The organism is Sediminicoccus sp. KRV36 (assembly GCF_023243115.1).
Lineage (GTDB): Bacteria > Pseudomonadota > Alphaproteobacteria > Acetobacterales > Acetobacteraceae > Roseococcus.
Map to the genome: position 1 here is coordinate 688,449 of NZ_CP085081.1, position 22,780 is coordinate 711,228.

Annotated in this window: 15 protein-coding genes; 4 read left to right on the top strand and 11 right to left on the bottom strand. The window is 70.0% G+C overall.

Annotated features, from left to right (window positions below; all coding sequences use genetic code 11):
- The first annotated feature begins 177 nt into the window (after positions 1-177).
- The 3 genes from tssH to LHU95_RS03295 all read left to right on the top strand — a co-directional run bounded on the left by tssH (position 178) and on the right by LHU95_RS03295 (position 5,048).
- The gene (tssH, locus tag LHU95_RS03285; RefSeq protein WP_248709952.1) at positions 178-2,814 is read left to right on the top strand and encodes a type VI secretion system ATPase TssH; all 2,637 of its coding nucleotides are present in this window, start codon (positions 178-180) and stop codon (positions 2,812-2,814) included.
- Positions 2,815-3,062: 248 nt separating this feature from the next.
- Positions 3,063-3,542, top strand: coding sequence for a type VI secretion system tube protein Hcp (locus LHU95_RS03290; RefSeq protein ID WP_248709953.1), 480 nt, complete (start codon positions 3,063-3,065; stop codon positions 3,540-3,542).
- An 87-nt stretch (positions 3,543-3,629) separates the two neighbouring features.
- Complete coding sequence (locus tag LHU95_RS03295) at positions 3,630-5,048, top strand: hypothetical protein (RefSeq protein WP_248709954.1); 1,419 nt, start codon at positions 3,630-3,632, stop codon at positions 5,046-5,048.
- Here the strand turns inward: LHU95_RS03295 and LHU95_RS03300 are convergent.
- The 11 genes from LHU95_RS03300 to LHU95_RS03350 form a co-directional block, all read right to left on the bottom strand.
- Positions 5,023-5,724 carry a protein phosphatase 2C domain-containing protein gene (locus LHU95_RS03300; RefSeq protein ID WP_248709955.1) on the bottom strand — a complete coding sequence of 234 codons (702 nt, stop codon included), beginning with the start codon at positions 5,722-5,724 and terminating at the stop codon, positions 5,023-5,025. The two genes, LHU95_RS03295 and LHU95_RS03300, sit on opposite strands and share 26 nt — an antisense overlap.
- Positions 5,721-6,251 carry a type VI secretion system-associated protein TagF gene (tagF, locus tag LHU95_RS03305; RefSeq protein WP_248709956.1) on the bottom strand — a complete coding sequence of 177 codons (531 nt, stop codon included), beginning with the start codon at positions 6,249-6,251 and terminating at the stop codon, positions 5,721-5,723. Before tagF ends, LHU95_RS03300 begins: the two co-directional genes overlap by 4 nt.
- 2 nt (positions 6,252-6,253) lie before the next feature.
- Positions 6,254-9,760 (bottom strand): type VI secretion system membrane subunit TssM, encoded by a 3,507-nt coding sequence (tssM, locus tag LHU95_RS03310; RefSeq protein WP_248709957.1) that lies wholly within the window; start codon positions 9,758-9,760, stop codon positions 6,254-6,256.
- Entirely contained in the window at positions 9,760-11,133 is a 1,374-nt protein-coding gene (gene tssL / locus LHU95_RS03315) for a type VI secretion system protein TssL, long form (protein ID WP_248709958.1), read from the bottom strand. Before tssL ends, tssM begins: the two co-directional genes overlap by 1 nt.
- 220 nt (positions 11,134-11,353) lie before the next feature.
- A complete protein-coding gene (gene tssK / locus LHU95_RS03320; RefSeq protein ID WP_248709959.1) occupies positions 11,354-12,691 on the bottom strand; it encodes a type VI secretion system baseplate subunit TssK in 1,338 nt (445 codons plus the stop codon).
- Between the two features lie 22 nt (positions 12,692-12,713).
- Entirely contained in the window at positions 12,714-14,651 is a 1,938-nt protein-coding gene (gene tagH, locus LHU95_RS03325; protein WP_248709960.1) for a type VI secretion system-associated FHA domain protein TagH, read from the bottom strand.
- Between the two features lie 201 nt (positions 14,652-14,852).
- Complete coding sequence (locus LHU95_RS03330; protein WP_248709961.1) at positions 14,853-15,164, bottom strand: PAAR domain-containing protein; 312 nt, start codon at positions 15,162-15,164, stop codon at positions 14,853-14,855.
- Between the two features lie 2 nt (positions 15,165-15,166).
- The gene (locus LHU95_RS03335; protein WP_248709962.1) at positions 15,167-15,769 is read right to left on the bottom strand and encodes a hypothetical protein; all 603 of its coding nucleotides are present in this window, start codon (positions 15,767-15,769) and stop codon (positions 15,167-15,169) included.
- Between the two features lies 1 nt (position 15,770).
- Complete coding sequence (tssI, locus tag LHU95_RS03340; RefSeq protein ID WP_248709963.1) at positions 15,771-17,675, bottom strand: type VI secretion system tip protein TssI/VgrG; 1,905 nt, start codon at positions 17,673-17,675, stop codon at positions 15,771-15,773.
- A gap of 81 nt (positions 17,676-17,756) precedes the next feature.
- Positions 17,757-20,660: a caspase family protein gene (locus LHU95_RS03345; protein WP_248709964.1), complete on the bottom strand. Its 2,904-nt coding sequence runs from the start codon at positions 20,658-20,660 to the stop codon at positions 17,757-17,759.
- Between the two features lie 4 nt (positions 20,661-20,664).
- Entirely contained in the window at positions 20,665-21,669 is a 1,005-nt protein-coding gene (locus tag LHU95_RS03350; RefSeq protein WP_248709965.1) for a YMGG-like glycine zipper-containing protein, read from the bottom strand.
- A gap of 111 nt (positions 21,670-21,780) precedes the next feature.
- Between LHU95_RS03350 and LHU95_RS03355 the strand changes: the two genes are divergently transcribed.
- Positions 21,781-22,740, top strand: a complete 960-nt coding sequence (locus LHU95_RS03355; protein WP_248709966.1) for a transglutaminase family protein — start codon at positions 21,781-21,783, stop codon at positions 22,738-22,740.
- Positions 22,741-22,780 lie beyond the last annotated feature (40 nt).

Genomic DNA, 22,780 nt, shown 5'->3' on the forward strand with positions numbered 1-22,780 from the left:
CGTTGCCGCCGCGTATCAGGGCGCGACGCCCTGGTGCGAAATTGAAATGCGATGGCCGCTGCCCAGGGGTGTCGCGCCAAATATTACGCTTCCGCCCTGGACAATCATGCAAGCCCGCCCGTAGCCTGCCGCCAACCAAGGCCGCCCCGGAAGCGGCACGCAGGAGATGTCAGCTTCATGGTGGCCATTGATCTGAAATCCCTGGTGGCGCGCATGACCGAATTGGGTCGCCGCCAGTTGGAAGCCGCCGCCGGGCTGACGCTCTCGCGCAGCCACTACAATGTCGAGATCGAGCATCTGCTGGTGAAGCTGATCGAGACGCCTGGCTCCGATGTCTCGATGATCCTGAAGCAGGCCGGCGTGGATGCGGGGCGCGTGCTCAGCGAACTCACCCGCGCGCTGGACAAGATGCGCACCGGCAATGCGCGCGCCCCCGCACTCTCCCCCGATATCGTCACCTGGCTGCGCGAGGCCTGGATGATCGCGAGCCTGGAAGCGAACCAGGGCAAGATCCGCACGGGCCACATGCTGGCGGCGTTGATCAGCGATGAAGCCTTGGCGCGGACCGTGAAGGACAGCGCGCCGACGCTGCTCAACATCCCGACCGACGCGCTGCGCAAGAATTTGGAGGCCCTGACCAAGGGCTCGGAGGAGGAGGCGCAGGCTTCCATCGCCGCCCCGCCCGGCGCCAGCACGGGCACGCCGACCGAGGGCGCGCCGCGCGCCGGCGGCCCGCTGGAGCAGTTCTGCAACGACCTCACGGCGCAGGCGCGTGCGGGAAAGATCGACCCCATCCTCGGCCGCGACGCCGAGATCCGCCAGATGATCGATATCCTGACGCGGCGCCGGCAGAACAACCCGATCCTCACGGGGGAGGCCGGCGTGGGCAAGACCGCCGTGGTGGAGGGCCTCGCGCTGCGCATCGCTTCGGGTGACGTGCCCGAAGCGCTCAGCAAGGTGCGGCTGATGTCGCTGGATCTTGGCATGCTGCAAGCCGGCGCCGGTGTGAAGGGTGAGTTCGAGAACCGCCTGAAGGGCGTGATTGATGGCGCCAAATCCTCGCCCCAGCCGGTGATCATGTTCATTGACGAGGCGCATACGCTGATCGGCGCCGGTGGCGCGGCCGGCCAGAATGACGCGGCCAATCTGCTCAAGCCGGCGCTGGCGCGCGGCGAGATGCGCTGCGTCGCCGCCACCACCTGGGCGGAATACAAGAAATACTTCGAGAAGGATGCGGCCCTGACCCGCCGCTTCCAGGTGGTGAAGGTGGAGGAGCCTTCGCTGCCGCTCGCCAACGCCATGCTGCGCGGCCTGGTCGCCACGCTGGAAAAGCACCACGGTGTGCGCATCCTGGATGAAGCCGTGACCGAGACGGTGCGGCTTTCGGCGCGTTATATCCCGGCGCGGCAATTGCCCGACAAGGGTGTGTCCCTGCTCGATACCGCCTGCGCGCGCGTCTCGATGAGCCAGGCGGCGATCCCCGCCCCCATCGAGGACCGCACGCGGCGTCTTGCGCTGATCGCGACGGAATTGGCGGCGCTCGGGCGCGAGGCCGCGACCGGTGGCGACCATGAGAAGCGCACCGGGGCACTCGTCATCGAGCAGGCCGAGGTCGAGGCCGAGCTCGAAGCGCTGAAGACGCGCTGGGAGCAGGAAAAGGCCTTCGTCACCCGCATCCGCGAATTGCGCGAGGGGCTGGAAGCGCCGCCGGAAGGGCATGACAGCGTGGCCGCGCTGGCTGAACTCACCAAGGTCTCCGCGGAGCTCCATGCGCTGCAAGGCGAGGAGCCGCTGGTGCATCCCGTGGTGGATGGCCAGGCCGTGGCGGAGGTCGTCGCCACCTGGACCGGCATTCCCCTGGGCCGCATGGCGGGTGACGAGTTGAAGGCCGTGCTGGCCCTCCAGGAGAAGCTGGAGGAGCGCGTGGTGGGGCAAAGCCATGCGCTGGCCGCCATCGCGCAGGCCATTCGCACCAACCGCGCGGGCCTCGCTGATCCGCGCAAGCCGATCGGCGTGTTCCTGATGGCCGGCACCTCCGGCGTGGGCAAGACGGAGACGGCGCTGGCCGTGGCTGACCTGCTCTATGGCGGCGAGCAGAACCTCACCACCATCAACATGAGCGAGTTCAAGGAAGAGCATAAGGTCGCGACGCTGATGGGCAGCCCGCCCGGCTATGTCGGCTATGGCGAGGGCGGCGTGCTGACCGAGGCGGTGCGCCGCCGCCCCTATTCCGTCATCCTGCTGGACGAGATGGAGAAGGCGCATCCGGGTGTCCAGGACGTGTTCTACCAGGTCTTCGACAAGGGCAACATGAAGGACGGCGAAGGCCGCGACATTGATTTCAAGAACTGCGTCATCATCATGACCAGCAATGCCGGCACCGACACCATCGCCAAGCTCTGCGCCGACCCCGAGACGGCGCCCGAGCCCGAGGCGCTGACCGAGGCGCTGCGCCCCGACCTGCTGAAGGTGTTCAAGCCCGCCTTCCTCGGCCGCTGCAACGTGGTGATCTATTACCCGCTCGCGGATCATGTGCTGAAGCAGATCATCGCGCTCAAGCTGCGCAGCATCGGCAAGCGCGTGCGCGAGAATTACGACGTCGCCTTCGAGGTGGAGCCGGCGGTGACGGATGCGATCATCGAGCGCTGCCGCGAGGTGGAGAGCGGCGCGCGCAACATCGAGAATATCCTCAATCGCACATTGCTGCCGGAACTCTCCGCCGGCATTCTCGAACGCCTCGCCGAAGGGCGGCCGATCGGCAAGGTGCGGGTGGAGATGAATGATGCGGGCGGTTTCCGCTACGTGCTGGATTGATGGCGTGATCGGCGCAAGTGATCGCGCCGATCTGAAATCCGGATGACGATGAGCGGAAACTTGGTCTAAGGTTCTTGCGTGCCGCTGAGATCGCAGCGGCAGCTTGGCGACAGGATCGGAAGCGGCAATGGCGCTCCGGTGACGTTCGATTTGGCTTCGGGGTGGTCCCGGCGCCCATCAGACCGGCCAGGCTGCCCGCCGCGGCACCGGGATCGGCTCAGCCCGCGGCAAATGGAGTGAAACACGCTATGGCCATCTTCCTCAAATATGGTGACATCAAGGGTGAGACGACCCAGCTCACCCACAAGGACTGGATCGAGATCTCCTCCTTCCAGTTCGGCGTCGGGCGCGGGATTTCGAGCGGTGTCGGTGGCGGCTCCAAGCGTGAGGCCTCGGCGCCGTCGGTCAGCGAGATCACGATGACCAAGACGATGGATATCGCCTCGCCCCTGCTGCTCAAGGATGCGGTCGGCGGCAAGGCGGTGACGGCGAAGATCGAGCTGACCCAGACCGACAACAGCGGCAAGCATGTCTCCTTCCAGAAGTATATCCTGACGAACGCGCTGATCTCGGGCTACAGCATCTCCTCCGGCGGGGACCGGCCGAGCGAGAGCCTGAGCATCAACTTCACGAAGTTCGACAGCGAATACCTCAACATCGACGACAAGTTCGCCTCGAAGACGACGGGTCACGTGATCTACGACATCGCGGAATCCAAGCTGAGCTGATGGGCTGATCGGCGGTGCGGGATGCCTTGCGGCGCCCCGCACCACAGCCGATCACATCCGGCCCGTCGGTGCCGCGCGAATTTTTTCATGGACCGGCACATCAATTCCAGAACCGAACCGCGTGGCGAGGCGATACCCCGCGCCATCCTGAAGCCTGCCGCCATCCTGGCCGCAGCCCTGCTGCTGTTGTGGCCGGGTTTCCTGAATGGCTATCCCATCCCCTTCGTGGACAGCATGGCCTATCTGCAGCACGGCCTGACGGGCGAGGTTCCGTGGGACAAGACGGTCGCCTATGGCCCGTTCCTCGCCTTCTTCCACCGGGGCTATAGCCTCTGGGGGCCGGTGCTGGCCCAGTCGGTGATCCTCTCTCACCTCATCTGGCTCACCCAGCGCCTCGCGCGTGGCGTGGCAACACCGGGGCTGCATCTTCTGCTTGTCGCCTTGCTCGCCCTGGGCACGGCGGCACCCTGGTTCGTCGTGCTGCTGATGCCGGATCTGTTCTGCCCGATCCTGCTGCTGTGCTTCTACCTCCTCGGCTTTGGCGAAGCGCGGCTGAGCCGGCTGGAGATGGGCTGGGTCGGGCTGCTCGCGGGCTTTGCCCTCGCCTCTCATCTCTCGCATCTGCCGCTGGCACTGGCGATGCTCGTCCTCGTGGTGCTGATGCGCCGCCACTGGAAGCCCGGCCTGCGCTGCGTGCTGCCGGTGCTGGCCGCCATCCTGTTCCTCCTCGGCGCCAATTGGCAGGCCTTCGGGCGCGCCACGCTCTCGCCGCATGGTTCGGTCTTCCTGCTGGCCCGCATGCTGGAGGATGGCCCCGCCGCCTGGACGCTGCGGGACCGATGCCCCGAAGCGGGCTGGTATCTCTGCGACTTCATCGCCGAATTCCCGATGGACAGCGATCGCTTCCTCTGGAACCCCGACAGCCCCGCCAATCGGGACGCCAGCGGCGCGCATCGCGACCATGGCACCGAGCGGCTCTCGCCCGAAGCGCGGGAGGTGGTGGCGGCCACCTTGCGCGCCTATCCCTGGGCGATGGCGCGCTTTGCCCTGGCCAATGGCGTGGCGCAGCTCGGCCGGACGCGGCTGCGTGATACCTTCAGCGGCACGGATGTCGTTGAATTCGCCGCGCGCATCCTGCGCCCCCACTTCCCGCCGCGCGAGGCGCTGGCCTTCGAGGCGAGCCTGCAGATGCGCGGTGGCCTGGATCAGCTCCCCTTCGCGTGGCAGCAACAACCGGTGCTGATCCTGGCCGGCCTGGTGCTGCTGTTCCGCTGGTGGGGCCTCGCTCGCAGCACGGATCCGCGCGATGCGCCGCGCCTTGCCCTGGTGCTCTGCGTCCTGGTCGGGATCAGCGCGAATGCCCTGGCGGCGGGCGCGCTCTCCAAGCCGCATGATCGCTACCAGGCGCGGATCGCCTGGTTGCTGCCGCTTGGCGCACTGCTCGCCATCTGGCCGCTTCCGGCCCGGCGGGAGGAAGCTCTCAGGCCTGCACCACCACCACGGTGACATTGTCCCGCCCGCCGGCCAGCACGGCGCGCTCCACCAGCTCGGCCGCCGCCGCACCCTGCGCGAGGTGGGCCGCGATCTCAGCCTCGGGCAGTTCCTTGAAGACGCCATCGCTGCACAGCATGAAGCGGTCACCGGGGTGCAGCCTGTCCGCCACCTTGTCCAGTTCCAGCTCGCCCTCTGCGCCGATGGCGCGGGTGATGACATTGGCCTGGGGGTGGGCCTCGGCTTCCTCGGCGCTGAGCGTGCCGGCATCCACCAATTCCTGCACGAGGCTGTGGTCATGCGTCACGCGGTGCAGGGTGCCCGCGCGCAGCAGGTAGATGCGGCTATCGCCCGCCCAGAGTGCCGCAAAATGCGCGCCACGGATCAGCAGCACCACGATGGTGGAGGCGATCACACCGCCGCGCCCGCGTGCCATCGCCCTGGCCTGCAATTCGGCATGCACCGCCGCCAGCCGCAGCCGCACCTGCGCCAGCATTTCAGCGGCTGAAAGCCCGGGCGGAATGCTGCCCAGGGCCTCGGCGATGGCGGTGCTGGCAACATCGCCCGAGCCATGCCCCCCCGCGCCATCGGCCACCGCCCAGAGCCCGAGATCGGGGCGGTCCACCAGATTATCCTCGTTGCGCGGCCTGACCGCCCCGGGATGGGTGGCGGAGTTGGAGGCGGGGCTCATGCTTCGGGGCTTTCCAGCAAGCGCACGAAATCGGGCGGCGGCGGCATGGCGCGCGGCGGCAGGCCGGTGGCCCAGAAGACGCTGCGGCCATCCAGCGTCGCATCCGGATCATCGGGTGGCGGCAGGGGCAGGGCGGCGGCCAGGCCATCGGCGTCCAGCGTGCCGGCGCGGCCGGCCTCTGCGGCTTCCTCCAGCGCGTCATACCAGGTGGCGGGCGGCGGGATGGCGGCGGCGGGCAAGACGGCCGCCAGCGTGATCGGGAAGCGCCGCCCGACCGTATCGGCCGAGGTGGCGACGACACCCACCGCCGCATCCGGGCCACAGACGCCGGGCGCCAGGCGGAAGCGCCAGATCGGCGCTGCCTCCCAGGCCGCGTCCCAATCCTCGCCCAGGGCGGCACGGGAAGCGGCGATCCCCTCGCTCAGCCAGGCATCCCAGGGGGTCACGAAGCTGCGCGGCAAGGCGCGGCGGACGAAATCCCCGTGGGCGGGAAGCTTGCCGAACAAACCGGTGCGCTGCTCCGTCATCGCTAATTCGCAGGGGGGGCGAAGGTGGGGCAGCGGAACTCCAGCATGTCGCGCAGCGCGAAGGGATTCACGCTGCTGGCGGCCTGCAGGACGAATTCCGCCCGACGATCCCCCCGCTCGACCATCAGGCGGAAGCGATCCGGCTGCGGCGTTGCGGTCAGCCGGTGCAGAAACACCAGCTTGAGCGTGGACCAGGCGCCGTCATAAGCGAGATCGCCCATGCTGGATGCCGGATCGAAGGTGAGGGTGATGGGGTGCAGGGCCGGGAATTGCAGGTCGATTGGCCGCCCGCCGCCGCCCACCGGCAAGGCCACCCGCGCGCCCGAGGCTTCGAGCGTGGCGCCGGTGGTGCCGGCGGAAAGCCCGGCCGGCAGCAGCTGGAAGCGGAAGCCATTGGCGACGCCGGCGGGGAAGAAGGCCTCGCGGATGGCCTGGGCGCGCTGGAACTGCGCGAGATCCGCCGCCGAAACGGGGGGCGGCAGTCCATCCGTCGCCACCGGCCGCCAGGGCCGCTGGGTGGTGTCCGTATAGGCGCGCAGATTTTGCGTGAAGAAGCTGTCGAACACGCCGCCCGGCGCGAATAGCCGGATGAAGTCATCCACCGGCATGTCGGGCGCGTTGACCTGGCGGCGGAAGGGGAAGCGTGTCTCGATGCCGCGGCAGAGATTGACCAGGGCGCCGCCGCCACCGCCACCGCCACCGCCCGCAGCGGCCGCGATGGCCGCCTGCGCCCCACCGGAACGCGCGCGGCCGGTGGATTGCGAAATCGCCGTCAGCCAGCCGCGCAGCGGGTCAGGCTGGCGCTGCGCCTCGGAGAGCAGCCGCTGCCCGGGATCCAGGCCCGGGCTGGGCGGCAGCACGGTTCCGGGTGGCGAATTGGCAAGGCGCGCGACCTGCACGTAAAGGTCGTTCAGGATGGCGAGGACGCCGTCAATCGGCGCGCCAGCCGCCTCGCGCAGCGGCGCGAAGCGGGTCTCGACCACCTGGGCGACCGGGGCCGCGCCCGAACCCCCCAGGGCCGTGCCCACCGCGGCCGCGACCCGGCTGGCCGTGGCCCCCGCCGCAGCCTGGGCCGCTTGCGCCACGGCCCCGGCGGCAGCACCTGCCGCGGCACCACCGGGCGCTTCCGGCGCCGTTCCGGGCGAGACCTGGCGCGCGATGCTGCGCAGCAGATCCTTCATGGGGCTGTTGGGCGCGCCGAGCAGATTGAGGCCCTCGGCCGCCGCGTTCAGGCTGGGGAAGGCGGGCAGCACCAGATCCGCGATCATCGCCTCCCAGGCGCGCACATAATCGGCGGCGTAGAGGGCCAGCACATCCGCCTCCATCCGGCGCGGATCGGCGGCACCGGCGGTGGCGGCCTCGGGGCCGAGCACCCAGCTTTCGCTGGCCGCTTCCAGCGCCGCCTGGCTGAGGCGCGGCAGGACGGCGCGATGCAGGCCTTCCACGGTGAACAGGCCGGGCACGCCCTCGGTCATCGGCCGGCCGCTGGCGCGGGCGAAATAGCGCTGCCCGGCGGCACCCAGCGGCTGGCCCGGCGTCCAGGCGGGCACATTCTCGGCGAGCGGACGCAGGCGGGCATAGACGCGCTGCGCCATGGGCAGGCGTGAGAAGACGCGCCGCGCCTGGTCCACCAGCGCGCCATCCAGCGGATAGGTGGCCAGGGTGCCGGTCATCATCGCATCCAGGTGGCGGGCCAGGGCCTCGCGCCCCGGCTGGTTCACCGCACCGGGGAAGGCCTGCTGCCAATCCAGCGCGAACCACTCGCGCACCAAAGCGCGGTCCAGCGGGCCCTGCTTGCCCAGCATGAGATAGACGCGCACCGCCTCATAGAGGAAATCCGGCCGCTGAATGCCCTCGCGGATCTGGGTTTCCAGCCGCGAGAGCAGGCGCGGCAGCAGCACGCGGTCCAGCGCGCGGCGATAGGCGCCCTCGGCGCCCGAGGTCAGCATCTCCTCCTGGCTCAGGCCGAAGCCAGGGCCGCTGCCGGCGGCGGCGGGCGGCAGGGCGCGATTGGTCTCCAGATAGGCCAGCACGCCAGCGAGATCGGGCGATTGCACGCGGGCCAGCGGCGCCCCCGCGCCGGCCTGCTCGGCCGCCGTGACGGCCGCGGCAAGCCGGGCCTCGCGCGCGGCTTCCGTGCCGGAGGACATCCAGCCCCAGATGCCGCCACCCAGCACCAGCAGCAGCGCCGCGGCCCAGGAGCCGATCTGGATCATGCGGCGGCGCGATTCCAGCCCTCGGTCATTGGCGGCGAGGCGGGCTTCGTTGAACACCACGTCACGCAGCTGGCGGCCGATGAAATAGGCGCGGCCCTTCTGGCCCATGGCGGCCGCCGGGCGCGCCGGATCCAGCCCGAAGGAGCGCGAGAGCGCACCCGCCAGGCGATCCAGCGGCGTCCCCTCCTGCGTGCCGGAGGTGAAATAGACGCCGCGCAGGAAGGGGGCGGGGTCGAGCTTGGAGCCACCAAAGGCCGATTGCAGAAACGCCTGCAACGGCGCTTCCAGCGAGGCGAATTGCGTCGGGAAGCCCGCGATCATCGCGCGCTGCGAGGGGCCGCGCTCATTTTGCAGCCGCTCGATCTGCCGTGCCATCAGGCGTTCGGAAAGGGCCGCGAACTCGGCCGGAAACTGCGTGACGGCGCCTTCGGGCGGCGTCTGGGGCGGGAAGGTGAAGCCCCAGACCTGCTGGCGCTGATCCTTGTCCAGATCGTCGAAGAACTCGATGAAGCCGGGCAGCAGGTCGCTCTTGGTGACCATGAAATAGACCGGCAGGCGCTGGCCCAGCCGGGTTTCCAGCTCGCGGATGCGGCGACGGACGCTGCGGGCGTGGGATTCGCGCTGGGTGGCGTCGAGCCGCGCCAGCATGTCCATGCCAAAGGCCACCAGCACGCCGTTCAGGGGCTGGCGCGGGCGGTTCTTCTTCAGCAGGTCGAGGAAGCGTTCCCAGCCGGCCTTGTCGGCATCGGCGTCGCTGTCCTGCGTGGTGTAGCGGCCGGCCGTGTCGATCAGCACGGCGCGCTCGGTCAGCCACCAATCGCAGAAGCGCGTGCCGCCCACACCACCGACGCGGCCCTCGGCCAGCGGGAATTCCAGGCCGGAATTGAGCAGCGCCGTGGTCTTGCCCGAGCCGGGTGGGCCGATGATGGCATACCAGGGCAGGTCATACAGATAACCGCCCTTGCCGCCGGTGGCGTTCTTCAGCTTGCCCAACGCGTCGGTCAGCTTGGCGCGAAGCTCGGCCTCCTCCTCGGCGGCCGCCTCGTCCTTCTTCGCCTTTGGATCAGGGGCGGCGGCGGCTTCGAGCAGGCCCGCGTCGCGCTTGTCCCGCCCGCGGCCGATCATGAAGGTCACACCCGCCCAGATCAGCACGAGCACCAGCCCGAGCAGGCCGCGCAGCCAGAGCGCCTCGAAGGCCTCGCCCAGCAGCGGCGCGAAGATCCAGATGACCACGTCGAGCAGCAACACGCCGGCCAGGGCGGCCAGCGCCGGGATGGAGAGAAAAGCGCGCATCAGCGGGCCCCCCGCAACAGAATGACTTCGATGCGCCTATTCTCCTCACGGCCTTCGGCCGTGGTGTTGGGCGCCAGCGGCTCGGTATCGCCACGGCCCTCCGCCACGAAGCGGGCGGGCGTGCCATTCGCCGCGACGATCACGGCCATCGCCTCCTGCGCGCGCGCCAGCGAGAGCGCGAAATTCGACGGGAAGCGCACCGTGCGGATCGGCTGGTTGTCGGAATGGCCCTGCACCTGCACGCGGCCTGGCTCTTCCTTAAGGCCTTCGCCGATGCGGCGCAGGATATCCTGGAAGCGTGGATCGAGCGCGGCCGAGCCCGAGGGGAACATGCCACGATTCTTGATGCGCACCAGCAGGCGTTGCTGGTCCCCCTCCACCGTCACCAGGCCCTGGGCGATCTCGGGTGCCAGGAAGCGGCGCAGCGTGGCCAGCGCATCGGGCCGCGGTGTCGCGCTGGGCGGCGGCGGCGGTGGCGGCGCGGGCGGGACGGGCGGGGCGGAGCGGTCAATACTCGGCAGCGCGCCGGGCGGCAGCGCCGCCATGCGCTGATACAGCCCATCGGCATTGGCACCGAGGCCGTTGGACAGCCAATACCAGCCGCCCCCCAGCAGCGCCGCCGCCAGCGCGAAGGCGACCCAGCCCGGCACCGCCCTGCTCTGCCCGCGATGCGGCGCATCCACGCCACGCCAGCGAGGCGAGAGTTCGCGCTCCCAATTCCCGCGCAGTTGCGTGAGCAGTTGGTAGAGCCCCTCCCGCACGCGATCCAGCTCGGCCACCCCACGCGGCATCAGGCGATACTTGCCCTGCAAGCCGAGCGCGAGCGCCATGTAGGTGACTTCCAGCGCACCCTTGTAGCGGCCCGGATCCTTGCTCATGCCCGCCAGCAGATCAAAGACGCGCTCGCCCGAGCGGGTTTCCTGATGGAAGGTCGAGACCAGGGATTTCTGCGCCCAGGCGGATTGCGCGCCCCAGGGCGTGCTGAGCACGACATCATCCAGCGCGGCCGAAATCACGTAATGCGCGGCGCGGATTTCCTCCGCGGTGGCGCCGATGGCGCGGGCATCGCCCTCGAAGGCGCGCAGCGCCGCCAGGGCGCGCTCGCGCAATTCCTCGACCGGCGGCTGCCCCGCCACGCCGGCATTGGCCAGCCGTGCGAGGATTTGCAGCAAGGGAGAGGCAGCGGCGGCCAGCGGCCCGACGCCGATCTTGGGCAAGGCTTCCGCCTCCCCCGCGAGGCGCGGCGCGGCACCGGCGCCCGGTGGGGCCATGGGGGCCGGCTGCACCGGCACTTGTGCCACCGGACGCGGTGCACCGCGTCCGACCACCGTGCGTTCCGAGTCATCGGGTTCGCCGAAGGGATTGTCGCTCATGTTGTTTGGCCCTCAAACGCCAGGCGCTGTCGGCTTGGCTTGGCGAAGCTCGCGCTTCGCGGCTCGCCTGTTCGGCGCGCAGACTCGGTTCTTGTGGCCGCGGGTGTTGAGCGGCTTCGCTGCGGCAAGCCGAAGCTGTCCGGCCCCGCATGCCGGCTTGCTGCGCTCGGGGAGGCGACGCGGGCGCCAGGCGTCGGAGTGTGGAAGCTTGCCGCCCCGCTCATGCGCGGATCGCCCAGAGGCTGAGGCGAAGATTGGGGAAATCGCCCGAGACATGCAGCGCGAAGCCGCCGGAGCTTTGCATCTGCTGCCAATGCGGGCTGCCGCGATCCAGTTCGAAATAGACCGCCCCCGCATGGAAGGGGATTTGCCGCGGCGCCACCGGCATGGGCCGCACGATGATGCCGGGCAGCGCCACATTCACCAGCTCGCGGATGTGCTCCACCGCGCCGATCTTCACCTGGTTGGGGAATTGCCGGCGGATCGTCTCGCCCGGCATGTCGGCCATCACGGTGAGCACGAATTGGCTGGCGCGCAGCAGGTTGCGGTCCAGGATGGGGCCGACGCGCACGCCATGGCTGCGCTCCTGCAGGGGGATCTCCACCGCGTTGGTTTCCAGCACGGCGGAGAGGCTGCGCCGCAGATCGGCGATGACGGGCGCGAAGCTGCGCTGCAGATCATCATGCCGGTAGGCGGGATAGGTGCTGGCCTTCTTATCGGGCGCGGTGAAGGTGGCGAGTTCGCCGGCCAGTTGCACCAGCGCGCAGAACAGCGTCTCGGGATGCACATTCCCCGCATCGCCATAATGCGCCAGCAGCGGCAGGCAGCGATTGACGGTTTGCAGCAGCAGGAAATCCGCGACCTCGGCCACGCCGCGCGCACCGGGCTGGGAAAGCCTGGCGCCCAGCGCCTCGGCCCGCTGGCCCAGCATGCCGACCAGTTCGCCCAGGATATTGGCGAGCGGCGAGACGGCGGAGACACGCAGGCAGGGCGGGATGTAGCGATCATCAATCACCACGCGGCGATCCGCCTGGACTTCCACCACGCGCGCGAGGCCGAGGCAGGTGAAGCCCGCGCGCTCCTCGCTTTCCAGCATGTAGCGCAGGCGCGGGCGGCCGATGGCGAGTTCGGCCGGCAGCGTCGCATCCGAATGCGTGTCATAGGCTTCGAAGGCGTGCAGGCCGAAGCGCGCGGCGGCCCCCTCCGGCCCATCCGTCGCGGTGACTTCGGCAGAGCCCGGCTGGCGGACGGGCAGGGCCAGATAGACGATCTGGTTGCGCGTGCCCTCGATCAGGTCCAGCGGCGTGGGCTGGTCCGCCGTGCCGGGGATGGCGAAGGGCGTGCCATCCTCCAGGATGCCGGCGATGCTGGAGAGCGCGAATTTGCCGGCCGCCAGCAGATCCCGGTCGAGCGCGATATCCGTCACCCCCCAGGGATGCGGGCGCAGCGGGGCCGAGCGCGCCTGTAGCAGGTGCTCGAAATACCGGTCCTGCTGCTGGTAGTGCTGCGCGCGGAGGAACATTCCCTCCTGCCAGACGACCTTGTCATTCCATGCCATCGAGCCTGGTGTTCCCTGAAATCTATCTGCCGCCGCGCGCGGCATCTTCATAGGCGCGGGCGAAGGCCTTGCCGAAGGCGCTGTCGAAATCATCCTCGAACTGGTCGGTCACCTGCTGGTGGAGCTTGCGATAGGCCTCCCACAGCTTCTTCTCCCGCGCGCCGGGCATGATCCCGCCGGCGGGGATTTCCGCCTCCAGCCCCGCCGGTGCGAGGCGCGCGAGCAGCGCCTTGGCGGCTGCCTGGGTGGCGGCGACGGTCGCCACCTGATGCGCCGTGAGGTCCTGCACCGTCTCGCGCAGGGCGGCGGGGCCATTGCCCTTGGGGCCGAGCAGGGCCAGCACCGCGGCCTCATCCGTCGCGGCGAATTTCACGGGGTTGTTGCCGGCCGCGCGCAGCATGGTCTGCTCGATGCGGAATTCGCGCTTCACATCCGCCCGGGCGATCAGCAGGCCGCGCATGCCGGCCACGGCGGCGCGCATGCTGGCGCCCACGGCGGCGAGGGCCGCGGCCGCATCCGTGCCGGGGATGGGCGGGCCGAGGCCGGCCGCTTCATGGATCAGCGCCAGCGCTGCGTGCAGGCCATCCGCCGAGCTGGCGGGGCTGGCCATGGGCGGCGGCGCGGCCGCCTGCGGCTGGGCGAGGGAGGGCGGCGGCACGGAGGGATAATTCGCCTCCGCGAAAGGGTCGGGCAGCGCGGAGCGGGAGACCAGCGTGGCGGCCGGCATGAGCGGCGGCGGCTCAGCGGCGGGCGGTGGCACGGGATGGGGCAGCTTCGCTGCGGGCGCAGTAGGCGCAGGCATGCCGAGATCGGCGAAGGGATCGGGCAGCCTGGCGGCGGGGGCAGCCGGGGCTGGCATGCCGAGATCGGCGAAGGGGTCTGGCAGCTTGGCGGTGGGGGCAGCCGGGGCTGGCATGCCGAGATCGGCGAAGGGGTCTGGCAGCTTGGCGGTGGGGGCAGCCGGGGCTGGCGTGCCGAGATCGGCGAAGGGATCGGGCAGCTTGGCGGCGGGGGCAGCCGGGGCTGGCATGCCGAGATCGGCGAAGGGGTCTGGCAGCTTGGCGGCGGGTGCGGCCGGGGCTGGCATGCCGAGATCGGCGAAGGGATCGGGCAGCTTGGCGGCGGGTGCGGCCGGGGCTGGCATGCCGAAATCGGCGAAGGGATCGGGCAGCTTGGCGGCGGGTGCGGCCGGGGCTGGCGTGCCGAGATCAGCGAAGGGATCTGGCAGCCTGGTGGCGGGCGCCGGCATGCCTGGATCGGTGAAGGGATCGGGGCGCCGCGCGCCGGATGGCGGTGCATCGGCAAAGGGATCGGGCAGATGGGCGAAAGGATCGGGTGCTGCGGGCGTGGGCTTCCCAGCACCGGGCCCATCCCAATCCGAGGGCAGCAGATCCGGCATCATCGCGCGCGGCGGCGTGAACACGTCATTCGTGCTGGGCCGGTGGTCGGGCATGACCGGGCCCTGATCTTCCGGCGCGAAGGGATCGAAATCGGCGGGCAGCAACGGCGCATTGCCCTGGGGCGGGCCGCCGGCCGGGGACAGCCCCGGCAGCGGGGCCGAGAAGATGTCGGAGACGGGCGGCGGCGCCATCGGATCGGGGATGGCGTTGGCGGATTGCCAGCGGCCGCTGCCGTAGCTCGCCTCCTCCTCCACCCGGCATTCGATCTCATAGGCGCCGAGGCGCAGCCGGTCGCCATCGCGCAGCACGCGCACCTGGTCCCGCCCCAGGGGTTCGCCCGCGCCATTGACGAAGGTGCCGTTGGTCGAGAGGTCCCGCACCTGCCAGGCGCCGGAGAGGAATTCCACCGCGCAATGCCGCTTGGACAGCACGCGGTCCGGGTCACGCAGGGCCCAGTCGCATTCCGCGCCGCGGCCGAGCACATATTCGCCACCTGGCACGCGCCGTTGCTCGGGGACGGCTTGCTCCGGACAGCGCAGGACGGACAGCACCAGTGGCATGGGAGGCTCTTCTCACCCTTTTTTGTCCAAGGCTGCTGCCTTGCGATGTTCTGGACCATGTCCGGCTCGCAGCGGCTCGGCGAGCCCGGTCCGTCAATCTGCTTCGTGCGTCCCGGCCGGATCAGCCGCCTTGGTTTGAACCGGTGAGGCCCTAGTAGGGGGGCCGCGCCACCGCCGCGTCAAGCGCCGCGACATGCCGCTTCACCCGCCGATGATCACCGTCGGAAAGCCGGTCGAGATCATGCCGCCATGCATCGTCATATCGCCGATCCGGGCGGCCGGCATATTGCCGACAATGACGGTCATGCTGCCCTTGACGATCATGTTGGGCGGCACCGGTACGGCGCAAAGGCATGTATCGGTGACGCGGGCCTGCGGCATCTTCCCGGTGATGACCGTGGGAAACCCCGTGAGGATCGGCCCACCCACATGCGGGATGGGGATGGGGCTCGGCGGGACCGGCGTGGCCAGGGGGCACATCTGCATGTCGGAAATGCGGGCGGCGGGTGGCATGTTCAGCCCTCCTCGGGCGGGATGCGCCCCGCGCCGCCACCGGCGATATCGCGTGCGGAGGCGACGAAGCGGATGAAGCGCGCGGGCGCGCGCTCGGGCGTGTGGCGCATCGCGGCCATCATGATGGCGCCGACCACGGCAACCCCGGTGAGATGCTCGGCCGGCAGCACTTCCGGCTGCCCCTCGGCCGACATGTTGCCGCCCGACCAGAAGGCCCCCACGGCGGCCCAGGATTCCGCGCTGCGAAAGCCGCCCTTCTGGGCCACTTCCATCGTGCCCCGGCGCGAGGCCTCGTCAGGGCGGCGCACCCAGAGTTCGGCGGCGGTCAGCGCCTCCGCATCGAGGGGGTTGGGCGTCAGCGCGGGCACGGCGCGGGCGCACATGCAGGCCCACCAGACCGCCTCGCGCTTCGGCAGGGCATGGGCGATGAGGCGCAGCGCATCGGGCGCGCGATCCGCGGCGAGCAGCGCCTCCAGCCCCTTCGCCGCATCGGCCAGGGATGCGAGCTGCGCCGCCGTGGGCGCATCCAGCTCCAGGAAGGGCAGGATGGCTTCGATCGGTCGTGCGAGCTTGTTCGGGCTCTGCCGGTCGGGGGGCGCGCTCATGTCAGTTGATCAGCACCAGGCCGCCCTTGACCGTCATGATCGCGTCCGCCTTGTGCGTTGCCAGCAGCCCCTGGGTGTTGAGCGCCAGCGTGGCCTTCACGTCGATCTGCAGGGATTCGATGCTGATGCTGGTCGGCGTCATATGGATCTTGCTCATGCCGACCTTCAGCGTGATGGACTGCATCGCCTCGATCTCGATCTTGCCGAGCGAGGCCTTGGTGGTGATGTTCCCCATCTTCACCAGCGTATCCATGTTCCCCATCTTCACGGTCAGGCTCTCATTGCCCTGGGTCACGGTCGCCGTGCGGTCGAGCTTGGTGGTCTCGGTGTGCTTGCCGTCCACCACCTCGGTGCGATGGCGCTTCACCGTCTCGGTGCGGTCATTCTTGATGAGAAGGGTCATGTCCTTCTCGGCCTGGATGTTGATCTCCTCCGAGCCCTTCTTGTCCTCGAAGCGCAGCTCGTTGAAGTTGGCAGCACCGCCACCCTTGCTCGATTTCGTCTTGATGCCCGATTGCGTCTTGTTGGCGGGCAGCGCGTAGATCGGCTTCTGCTCGGCGTTGTAGACGCTGCCGATGGCCACCGGCCGGTCGGGATCGCCATCCACGAAGGCGATCAGCACTTCGTCACCGATGCGCGGCAAGGTCCAGGAACCGCCCCATTTACCCGAAAAACTCTGCGCCACGCGCACCCAGCAGGAGGATGTGTCGTCCCGCTTGCCGGCGCGGTCCCAGAGGAAATGCACCTTCACGCGGCCATACTCGTCGCAGTGGATTTCCTCACCCGCGGGGCCGGTGACGATGGCCGAATGCACGCCCAGCATGGGCGGGCGCGGGCGCGGCGCCACGGGGCGCCAGGGCCGATCCGCCGCGATCAGCACCAGCGCGTTACTGTAGCCCGACGTGCCGCCCCCCGCGAGATGCGTCTCGTCAAAAGCCTCATGCGTGGCGGAGGTGACGAGCCAGGTCACGGCCTGCGTCGCATCCAGGCCGGGCTTCACCTTCAGCCGGCCGCCCGCGAAAATGCCGGGATCATTGCCGCTCGCCATGGCGCGATCCGCCCCGGCTTCGAACCCCTCCATCCCGAGCTTGGAGAGATCGCCCTCGGGCCGCACGCCCTGGCCCGATGGCCAGCGGAACACCTCGAAACTCGCGGCATTGGGCGTGCCCAGGATGGTTCCGGCCTGCTTCTTGAGCAGGGAGCTGGGCTTCAGCCCGTCATAATCCTCGGCCACGACCTTGCCGGGTTGCAGGGCCGAAACGGGGCGCCATTGCGTCAGCGCGCCATGCATGTCCGGATCGCGCCGCACCACCTGCGGATCCCCCGGGACCAGCGGATAATCGGCATTGGCGCCGCACACCACGAGCGTATGGTCGCTCTTCTGATGCTCGAAGAAATACCCGCAGCCCATCTCATCCATCAGGCGCTGCACGAAATCGAGGTCGCTCTCGTTGAACTGGACGCAATAGGTGCGGTTCTGCGTCGGCACGGAACCACCCCAGCGCACCGGCGCCACATCATGCTCGCCGAAAATCGTGCTGGCGATGTCCTTGCCGGATTTCTCCTGGAAGATCCGGCAATCGCCGGTGCGGGACAATTGCCACAGCCGGGGCACCGCCTCGATCCGATAGGCCGCAAGGCCGCGGCCATAGGGCCCCAGCCGCGAGAAGCTGCGCACGATGCCGTGGAAATAGCGGGCCTCGGTGTGGCCGACCTTGACCGAGCAGGTGATGGCCTTGCCGATCAGCGCGCTGGCTTCAAGATCGAGCTTGTCGGTGATCACCTCCGCCGCCAGCGCGAAGGGCTGGCCGATCTCCTCGCGCACGGAGAGGCGGCGCAGCGTCAGCGCGTTTGGGCCCAGCGGAGAGGTGATCTCCAGCAGCCGTTCATGCTGAGTCAGGTTCAACTCACCGCTCAAGACCGTTCCTCGCTGGGCATCTCAAAACCATAGACCCATGGTGGTCGCTTCGGGAAGCAGCGACTTGGCCTAGCGCGCCACGGCGCCCAGCGGGAAGGAGCGCAACTCCCGCTGCGCCGTGCGAAACACCGCATCCTGCCGATGCTGCTTCTCGGCCGCGAGCTGCGGCACGCGGCGCGTCACCCATTCGCCCAGCGCCAGGGCGGAGACGCGGCCCTCGCCATCCATCGCGGCGCGTCCGCCCATCCCTTCGCGGATCGCGAAGGCAAAGACGCCATTGCGTTCATCGTAGGAATCCAGCGCCTCCTGTACGGAGGAACTGGCGGCGAGCAGGAAGCGCCCCGTCTCGTTGCCCAGTGCCGCCAGGCTATCGATCGTCACCTGGCCGGCGTGGCAGGTATCAATGAACAGAAACCCGTCCCGCGCGCGGATGCGGGCCAGGGCCGAGACCAGCGTGCCCTCATCCAGCGCCATGCGATGGATCGCGGCCCAGTTGCTGGTATCGGCGATCTCATGCGGCAGGAACAGGAAGCGGCGGTCATTCTCCGACCGCACGCCATGGCCCGCGAGATAGAGCACGAAGGTATCCTCGGGCCGGGCGATCTGCGCCGCGTTGTTCAGCGCGTTGAGGATATTGGCGCGCGTCGCCTCGCGGTTGGTGAGCAGCGTCGGGATCACCTCGCGGAAGATGCCCCCGGCGCGCTGGCGCAGCGTCTCCACCACCGTGCGCGCATCCGCGACGGCGAAGCGCAGGTTGAGGTCGCGCTGCACATATTCATCCACGCCCACCGCGACGATGATCAGCCGCCCCGCCCCCGCCGGTGGCGCCGCCTGGCCGGCGCGGCGCAATTCCAGCGCCGGTGCCTCCGCGAAAAGGCCCTGATCCTCGGCATAGAGCCGCGCCGCCACGCGGTTGGGCCCCGGATCGAGCGGGACTTCCACCGCGTTCTGCCCCGCCACGGCCACGCTGCGCAGCGCGATCCGGTCATTCACCATGACATCGAGCGGGCCGAGGCCCATGCCGCGATCGGCCGTGGTCAGCGTCAGGCGCAGTGCGGTGGCGCCCGCGGGCAATTCGCCGCCACCCCACGGCACGGGCGTGCATTCGGCCTCCACCACCGCGCAGGCCGAGCCGGCGGCGAGGCTCGGCAGGCGGCCGATGCGGGCGCGCACATCGCCCAGTTCATTCATGCGCGTCTGGGCCAGGGCATTGTCCCCGCGCAACCGCGCCCGCAGCGCGGCCGGCGCGTAGAGCGCGCGATAGGCCTGCTGGAAACTTGCCCATTCGGGGGTCTGCGCGCGGCCATTGTTCAGATGCACGCCCACCAGCTCCTGCCCGCCGGCGGGGGCGTGGTCGAACAGCCCTTCCGGCGTGAAGGCCGCCCAGCGCCGCCCATCCGCCTGGACAAACAGCGCGCCGCGTTCGACCAGCCGCGTCGTCACATCGAACCAGCGTATCGTGCCGTCGCCCAGTGCCGCGACCGCAACCCCCTGGACCGCGACCACCCCCCAGACGGTCCCGGGCAGGGCGCGTTCATCCAGCACGCGGCCATTGCGGTCATAGAGGCGCAGATGCGTGTCGGTGCCGATCAGGAAGCTCTCATCGCCCGGCAGGATCGCGAGGCTGCGGCTGAACTCGCCCTCATTCATCCGCAGCGGCTGGCCATTGAGGCGCGGGCGATCGCGATTCTGCCAATCGGTGACAGTGAGGCGCGGCGAGGCCTGGCGCGCCCCCTGCATCGCTTCGCCCTCGCCCGGGGCAAGCTGGCCGGCCTGGGCGTCGAACAGCAAGGCGGGTGCGCCCTGCCGCAGCCGGAAGCGCACGCGCTGGCCGTCGGCGCTGACGGTCAGCGCGGCCCCGGTGTTGCGGAAATCCCCGCCCGGCGGGCTCGGCGGTTGCGCCAGCGTGCCATCGCCAGCGAGCCGCCCCCAGCCCGGATCGGCCGCGGCGAAGGCAAGCCCCCCCCCCGGCAACGGCAGCAGATGGGCGATCGCATCGCGTGCTACGGCGAGGTCCCGCGCGGGGCCGATGCCGAAATCGCTCCAGCGGCGGATGATGAAGTTCAGCCCGCCCGGCGCGGCCTGCGCGGTCCGCGCATAGCCCGCGGCATGGAGCTGCACGCCGCCGCGCCCGTCACTCGCCCAGGCCACGGCGGGCAGCCCCTCGCCACTGAGGCCCGTCACATCGGGGACCAGGATGCTGCGCAGATCACTGGCGAGCAGGATTTCCACCCGCAGGCGATCCTCGAAGCCTACGGCGAGCAGCGCGCCATCCGGTGACCAGGCAATGCCATAGGGCCTGGCGCCGGCCAGCGGCACGCGTTCGGCCACGCGGCGGCCGCTGGGGTCATAGATGCGCAGGCGCCCGTCGCCGGAACTGGCGGCCAGCCGGCCGGTGGCGTCGAAGGCGACCATCCGCGCCGCGCCCTGCCAGCCGGCATTATCCTCGGCCAGCTGGCGGCCGTTGCGGGCGTCCCAGATGCGGATGCCGGCGCGGCCACCCAGGGCGGCCGCGAGCTTCGTGCCATCGGCCGAGACCGCCAGGTGCTGGATCGGCGCGGGCTGGTTGGGCAGCCTGGCGACGAGCCGGCCGCTGGCCGTGTCGAACACATAGATGGCGAAGCTGCGCTCCCAGGCGCGGCCGGTATGGCCGGCGGCGAAGGCGCGCGTGCCGTCGGGGCTGAGCGCCACGGCGTAAAGCTCGCCCTCCGGTCCATCGCCGATGGGCGGGCGCAGCACACCGAGTGCGGTGCCCTCGGGCAGCGCCCAGAGCCGCAGCGTCTTGTCATCCGAGACGGAGGCAAGGATCTGCCCTGCGGCATCGGTGGCGAGGCGCGAGACCGGCGCGGTATGCGCCTGCGCCTCGACGCGCAGGATGGGCGCCTGGGGTGGTTCCTGCGCCCCGGCCGGCCCCAGGGCTGCCGCGGCGCCGCACGCCGCGGCCAGCAGCCAGGCCAGCCCGAAGGGGCGCATCAGCTCAACTCGTCAGCTCGAAGCCACCGCCGGCCTGGGCCAGCCGCTCGGCATTGCTCACGCTCTCGGCGAAATTCTCGCGCCGGGAGATGTTGGTGGCGGCGAGGGAGCGCACATCGCCGGTCGCGGCCGCCTGCTGGCTCGGGTCTGGTGCCGCGCGCTGCGGCGGGAAGGCATCTGCCGGGGCATAGCCGCGCACGCCGGAGGCCGTCTCCACCACGACGGAGCCGGCCGGGCCGGGCCGCACCGCCACGACTTCGCGCGCATTCACCGTGCCGATCCGGGCGCTGTCCGGGCTGGGCGAGAATTTCACCTCGATGTTGCGGCGCGGTGCCACGCGCACCGGGGCGGGGCGATAGGCGGCCGTCTGGATGGCGGCCTTGCCGCCGGGGATGGCGCTGTCGATCGCCGTGTCGAATTCAGTGCCGCGCGCGCCGATGCGGCCATTGATGCTTTGCGCCAGCGCCAGGTCGGCCTGGAAACGGCCACGGATCTCGGTCATCTGCGCCTGGGCGGTCGCGCGGTCCATCCGGCCGCTGCGCACCAGGTCCCGCACCCGCTCGGCCGTGCGCAGGCGGCAATCCATCAGGTTGTTGAAGGCGATCTGCGTGCGGTCCAGCTGGGCATTCTCGCGGCTGAGGTCAGTGCTCATCTGCTGGTAGAGGGCGCGCTGATCCGATGCCTGGCGCTGCAACGCCGCGTAATAGCCCACCGCCGCGCCGCCCGCGCCGCCCACCGCCGCGCCGATCAGGGCCCCCTGCCAACGGCCGGAGGCGAGGCCACCGATCAGCGCGCCGCTGACGGCGCCGATGGCAGCACCCTGGAGGATCTGCTCGCCATAGAAATCGCCGGTGCTGTCGAGGGCGAGCAATTGGGGCCGGCAGGCATCCCGCCCGTCATCCGGGCCGATGCGTCCGGCCTGGGTGGTGACGCAGCCGGCCAGCATGAGGGCTGCCGCCAGCGCGGCCGTCGCGCGATGCAAGGATGAGCGTTCCACGAGACGAGCCATGCGCGTTTTCCCCTTTGGGTTGCAAAGGCTAACGCAGCGAAATGAAAACGCCTAGGGATGATTCCGGCTGCGCGGGCAACCTCGCCCGCGGTTTTCATGGTATCACGGCTGATGCCCGATGCCGCCCTTCCCGATGCTGCCCCGCCCGCCGCTGCCCCGCCGCCGATCCAGGCCGAGCAGGAGCGGCCGCGCGACATCCTCGCCGTCTCGCATGTCACGCGGTATCGCTATGCGGGGCCCGTCCGGCTGGGACCGCACCGGCTGATGCTGCGCCCGCGTGACAGCCATGACATGCGGCTGCTCTCCGCCTCGCTCACGCTCTCGCCGCCGGGCCGGCTGCACTGGGGCCATGATGTGTTCAGCAACAGCATCGCCATCGCCGAGTTCAGCGATCCCGTGACCGAGCTCGTCATCCGCAGTGACCTCGTGGTGGAGCGCTTCGGCGCGGACCGCCCGGTGCGGGACATCGCGGATGAAATCGCACCCGCAGCGCGCGACTGGCCCTTCGTCTATTCGGAGGATGACAGCACGGATCTGGGCGCCCAGCGCAACCCGCAATATGCCGACCCCAAGGGCCGTCTCCTGGCCTGGGCGCAGGGCTTCGTCGCCGGCAACCCGACGCCCACGCTGGGCCTGCTGCTGGACATCAATGCCAGCATCCAGAAGGGATTTTTCTATCGCGCGCGGGAGGAGGCGGGAACCCAGACCCCGCTGGAGACACTGGCGCTGGGCGCCGGCACCTGCCGGGATTTCGCCGTGCTGATGATCGAGACCTGCCGCGCCATGGGCTTCGGCGCGCGGTTGGCCAGCGGCTATCTGAACGTCCCGCCCGCTGCCCTGGTGAACGGCGCCGGCTCCACCCATGCCTGGTGCGAAATCTACCTGCCCGGCCCGGGCTGGATCGCCTTCGACCCGACCAACGGGCGGATGGGCGGGCGGGACCTGATCCGCGTGGCGACCGTGCGGGACATGCACCAGGCGGCGCCGGTCAGCGGCAGCTTCACCGGCCGGCCGACGGATTTCCTCGGCATGGAGGTCTCGGTCAGCGTGACCGAGGCGCCGCCGGGCTGACGCGCTGCGCCGCGGCCGGGCTTCATGGGTTCGCGGGCGA

Bases quoted from the DNA above. Each gene is read 5' to 3' on its own strand.
- LHU95_RS03345 (WP_248709964.1), bottom strand. From the start codon at position 20,660: ATGCGCCCCTTCGGGCTGGCCTGGCTGCTGGCCGCGGCGTGCGGCGCC.
- tssH (WP_248709952.1), top strand. From the start codon at position 178: ATGGTGGCCATTGATCTGAAATCCCTGGTGGCGCGCATGACCGAATTG.
- tssL (WP_248709958.1), bottom strand. From the start codon at position 11,133: ATGAGCGACAATCCCTTCGGCGAACCCGATGACTCGGAACGCACGGTG.
- tagH (WP_248709960.1), bottom strand. From the start codon at position 14,651: ATGCCACTGGTGCTGTCCGTCCTGCGCTGTCCGGAGCAAGCCGTCCCC.
- tagF (WP_248709956.1), bottom strand. From the start codon at position 6,251: ATGACGGAGCAGCGCACCGGTTTGTTCGGCAAGCTTCCCGCCCACGGG.
- LHU95_RS03335 (WP_248709962.1), bottom strand. From the start codon at position 15,769: ATGAGCGCGCCCCCCGACCGGCAGAGCCCGAACAAGCTCGCACGACCG.
- LHU95_RS03295 (WP_248709954.1), top strand. From the start codon at position 3,630: ATGGACCGGCACATCAATTCCAGAACCGAACCGCGTGGCGAGGCGATA.
- LHU95_RS03290 (WP_248709953.1), top strand. From the start codon at position 3,063: ATGGCCATCTTCCTCAAATATGGTGACATCAAGGGTGAGACGACCCAG.
- LHU95_RS03350 (WP_248709965.1), bottom strand. From the start codon at position 21,669: ATGGCTCGTCTCGTGGAACGCTCATCCTTGCATCGCGCGACGGCCGCG.
- tssM (WP_248709957.1), bottom strand. From the start codon at position 9,760: ATGCGCGCTTTTCTCTCCATCCCGGCGCTGGCCGCCCTGGCCGGCGTG.
- LHU95_RS03355 (WP_248709966.1), top strand. From the start codon at position 21,781: ATGCCCGATGCCGCCCTTCCCGATGCTGCCCCGCCCGCCGCTGCCCCG.
- LHU95_RS03300 (WP_248709955.1), bottom strand. From the start codon at position 5,724: ATGAGCCCCGCCTCCAACTCCGCCACCCATCCCGGGGCGGTCAGGCCG.
- LHU95_RS03330 (WP_248709961.1), bottom strand. From the start codon at position 15,164: ATGCCACCCGCCGCCCGCATTTCCGACATGCAGATGTGCCCCCTGGCC.
- tssK (WP_248709959.1), bottom strand. From the start codon at position 12,691: ATGGCATGGAATGACAAGGTCGTCTGGCAGGAGGGAATGTTCCTCCGC.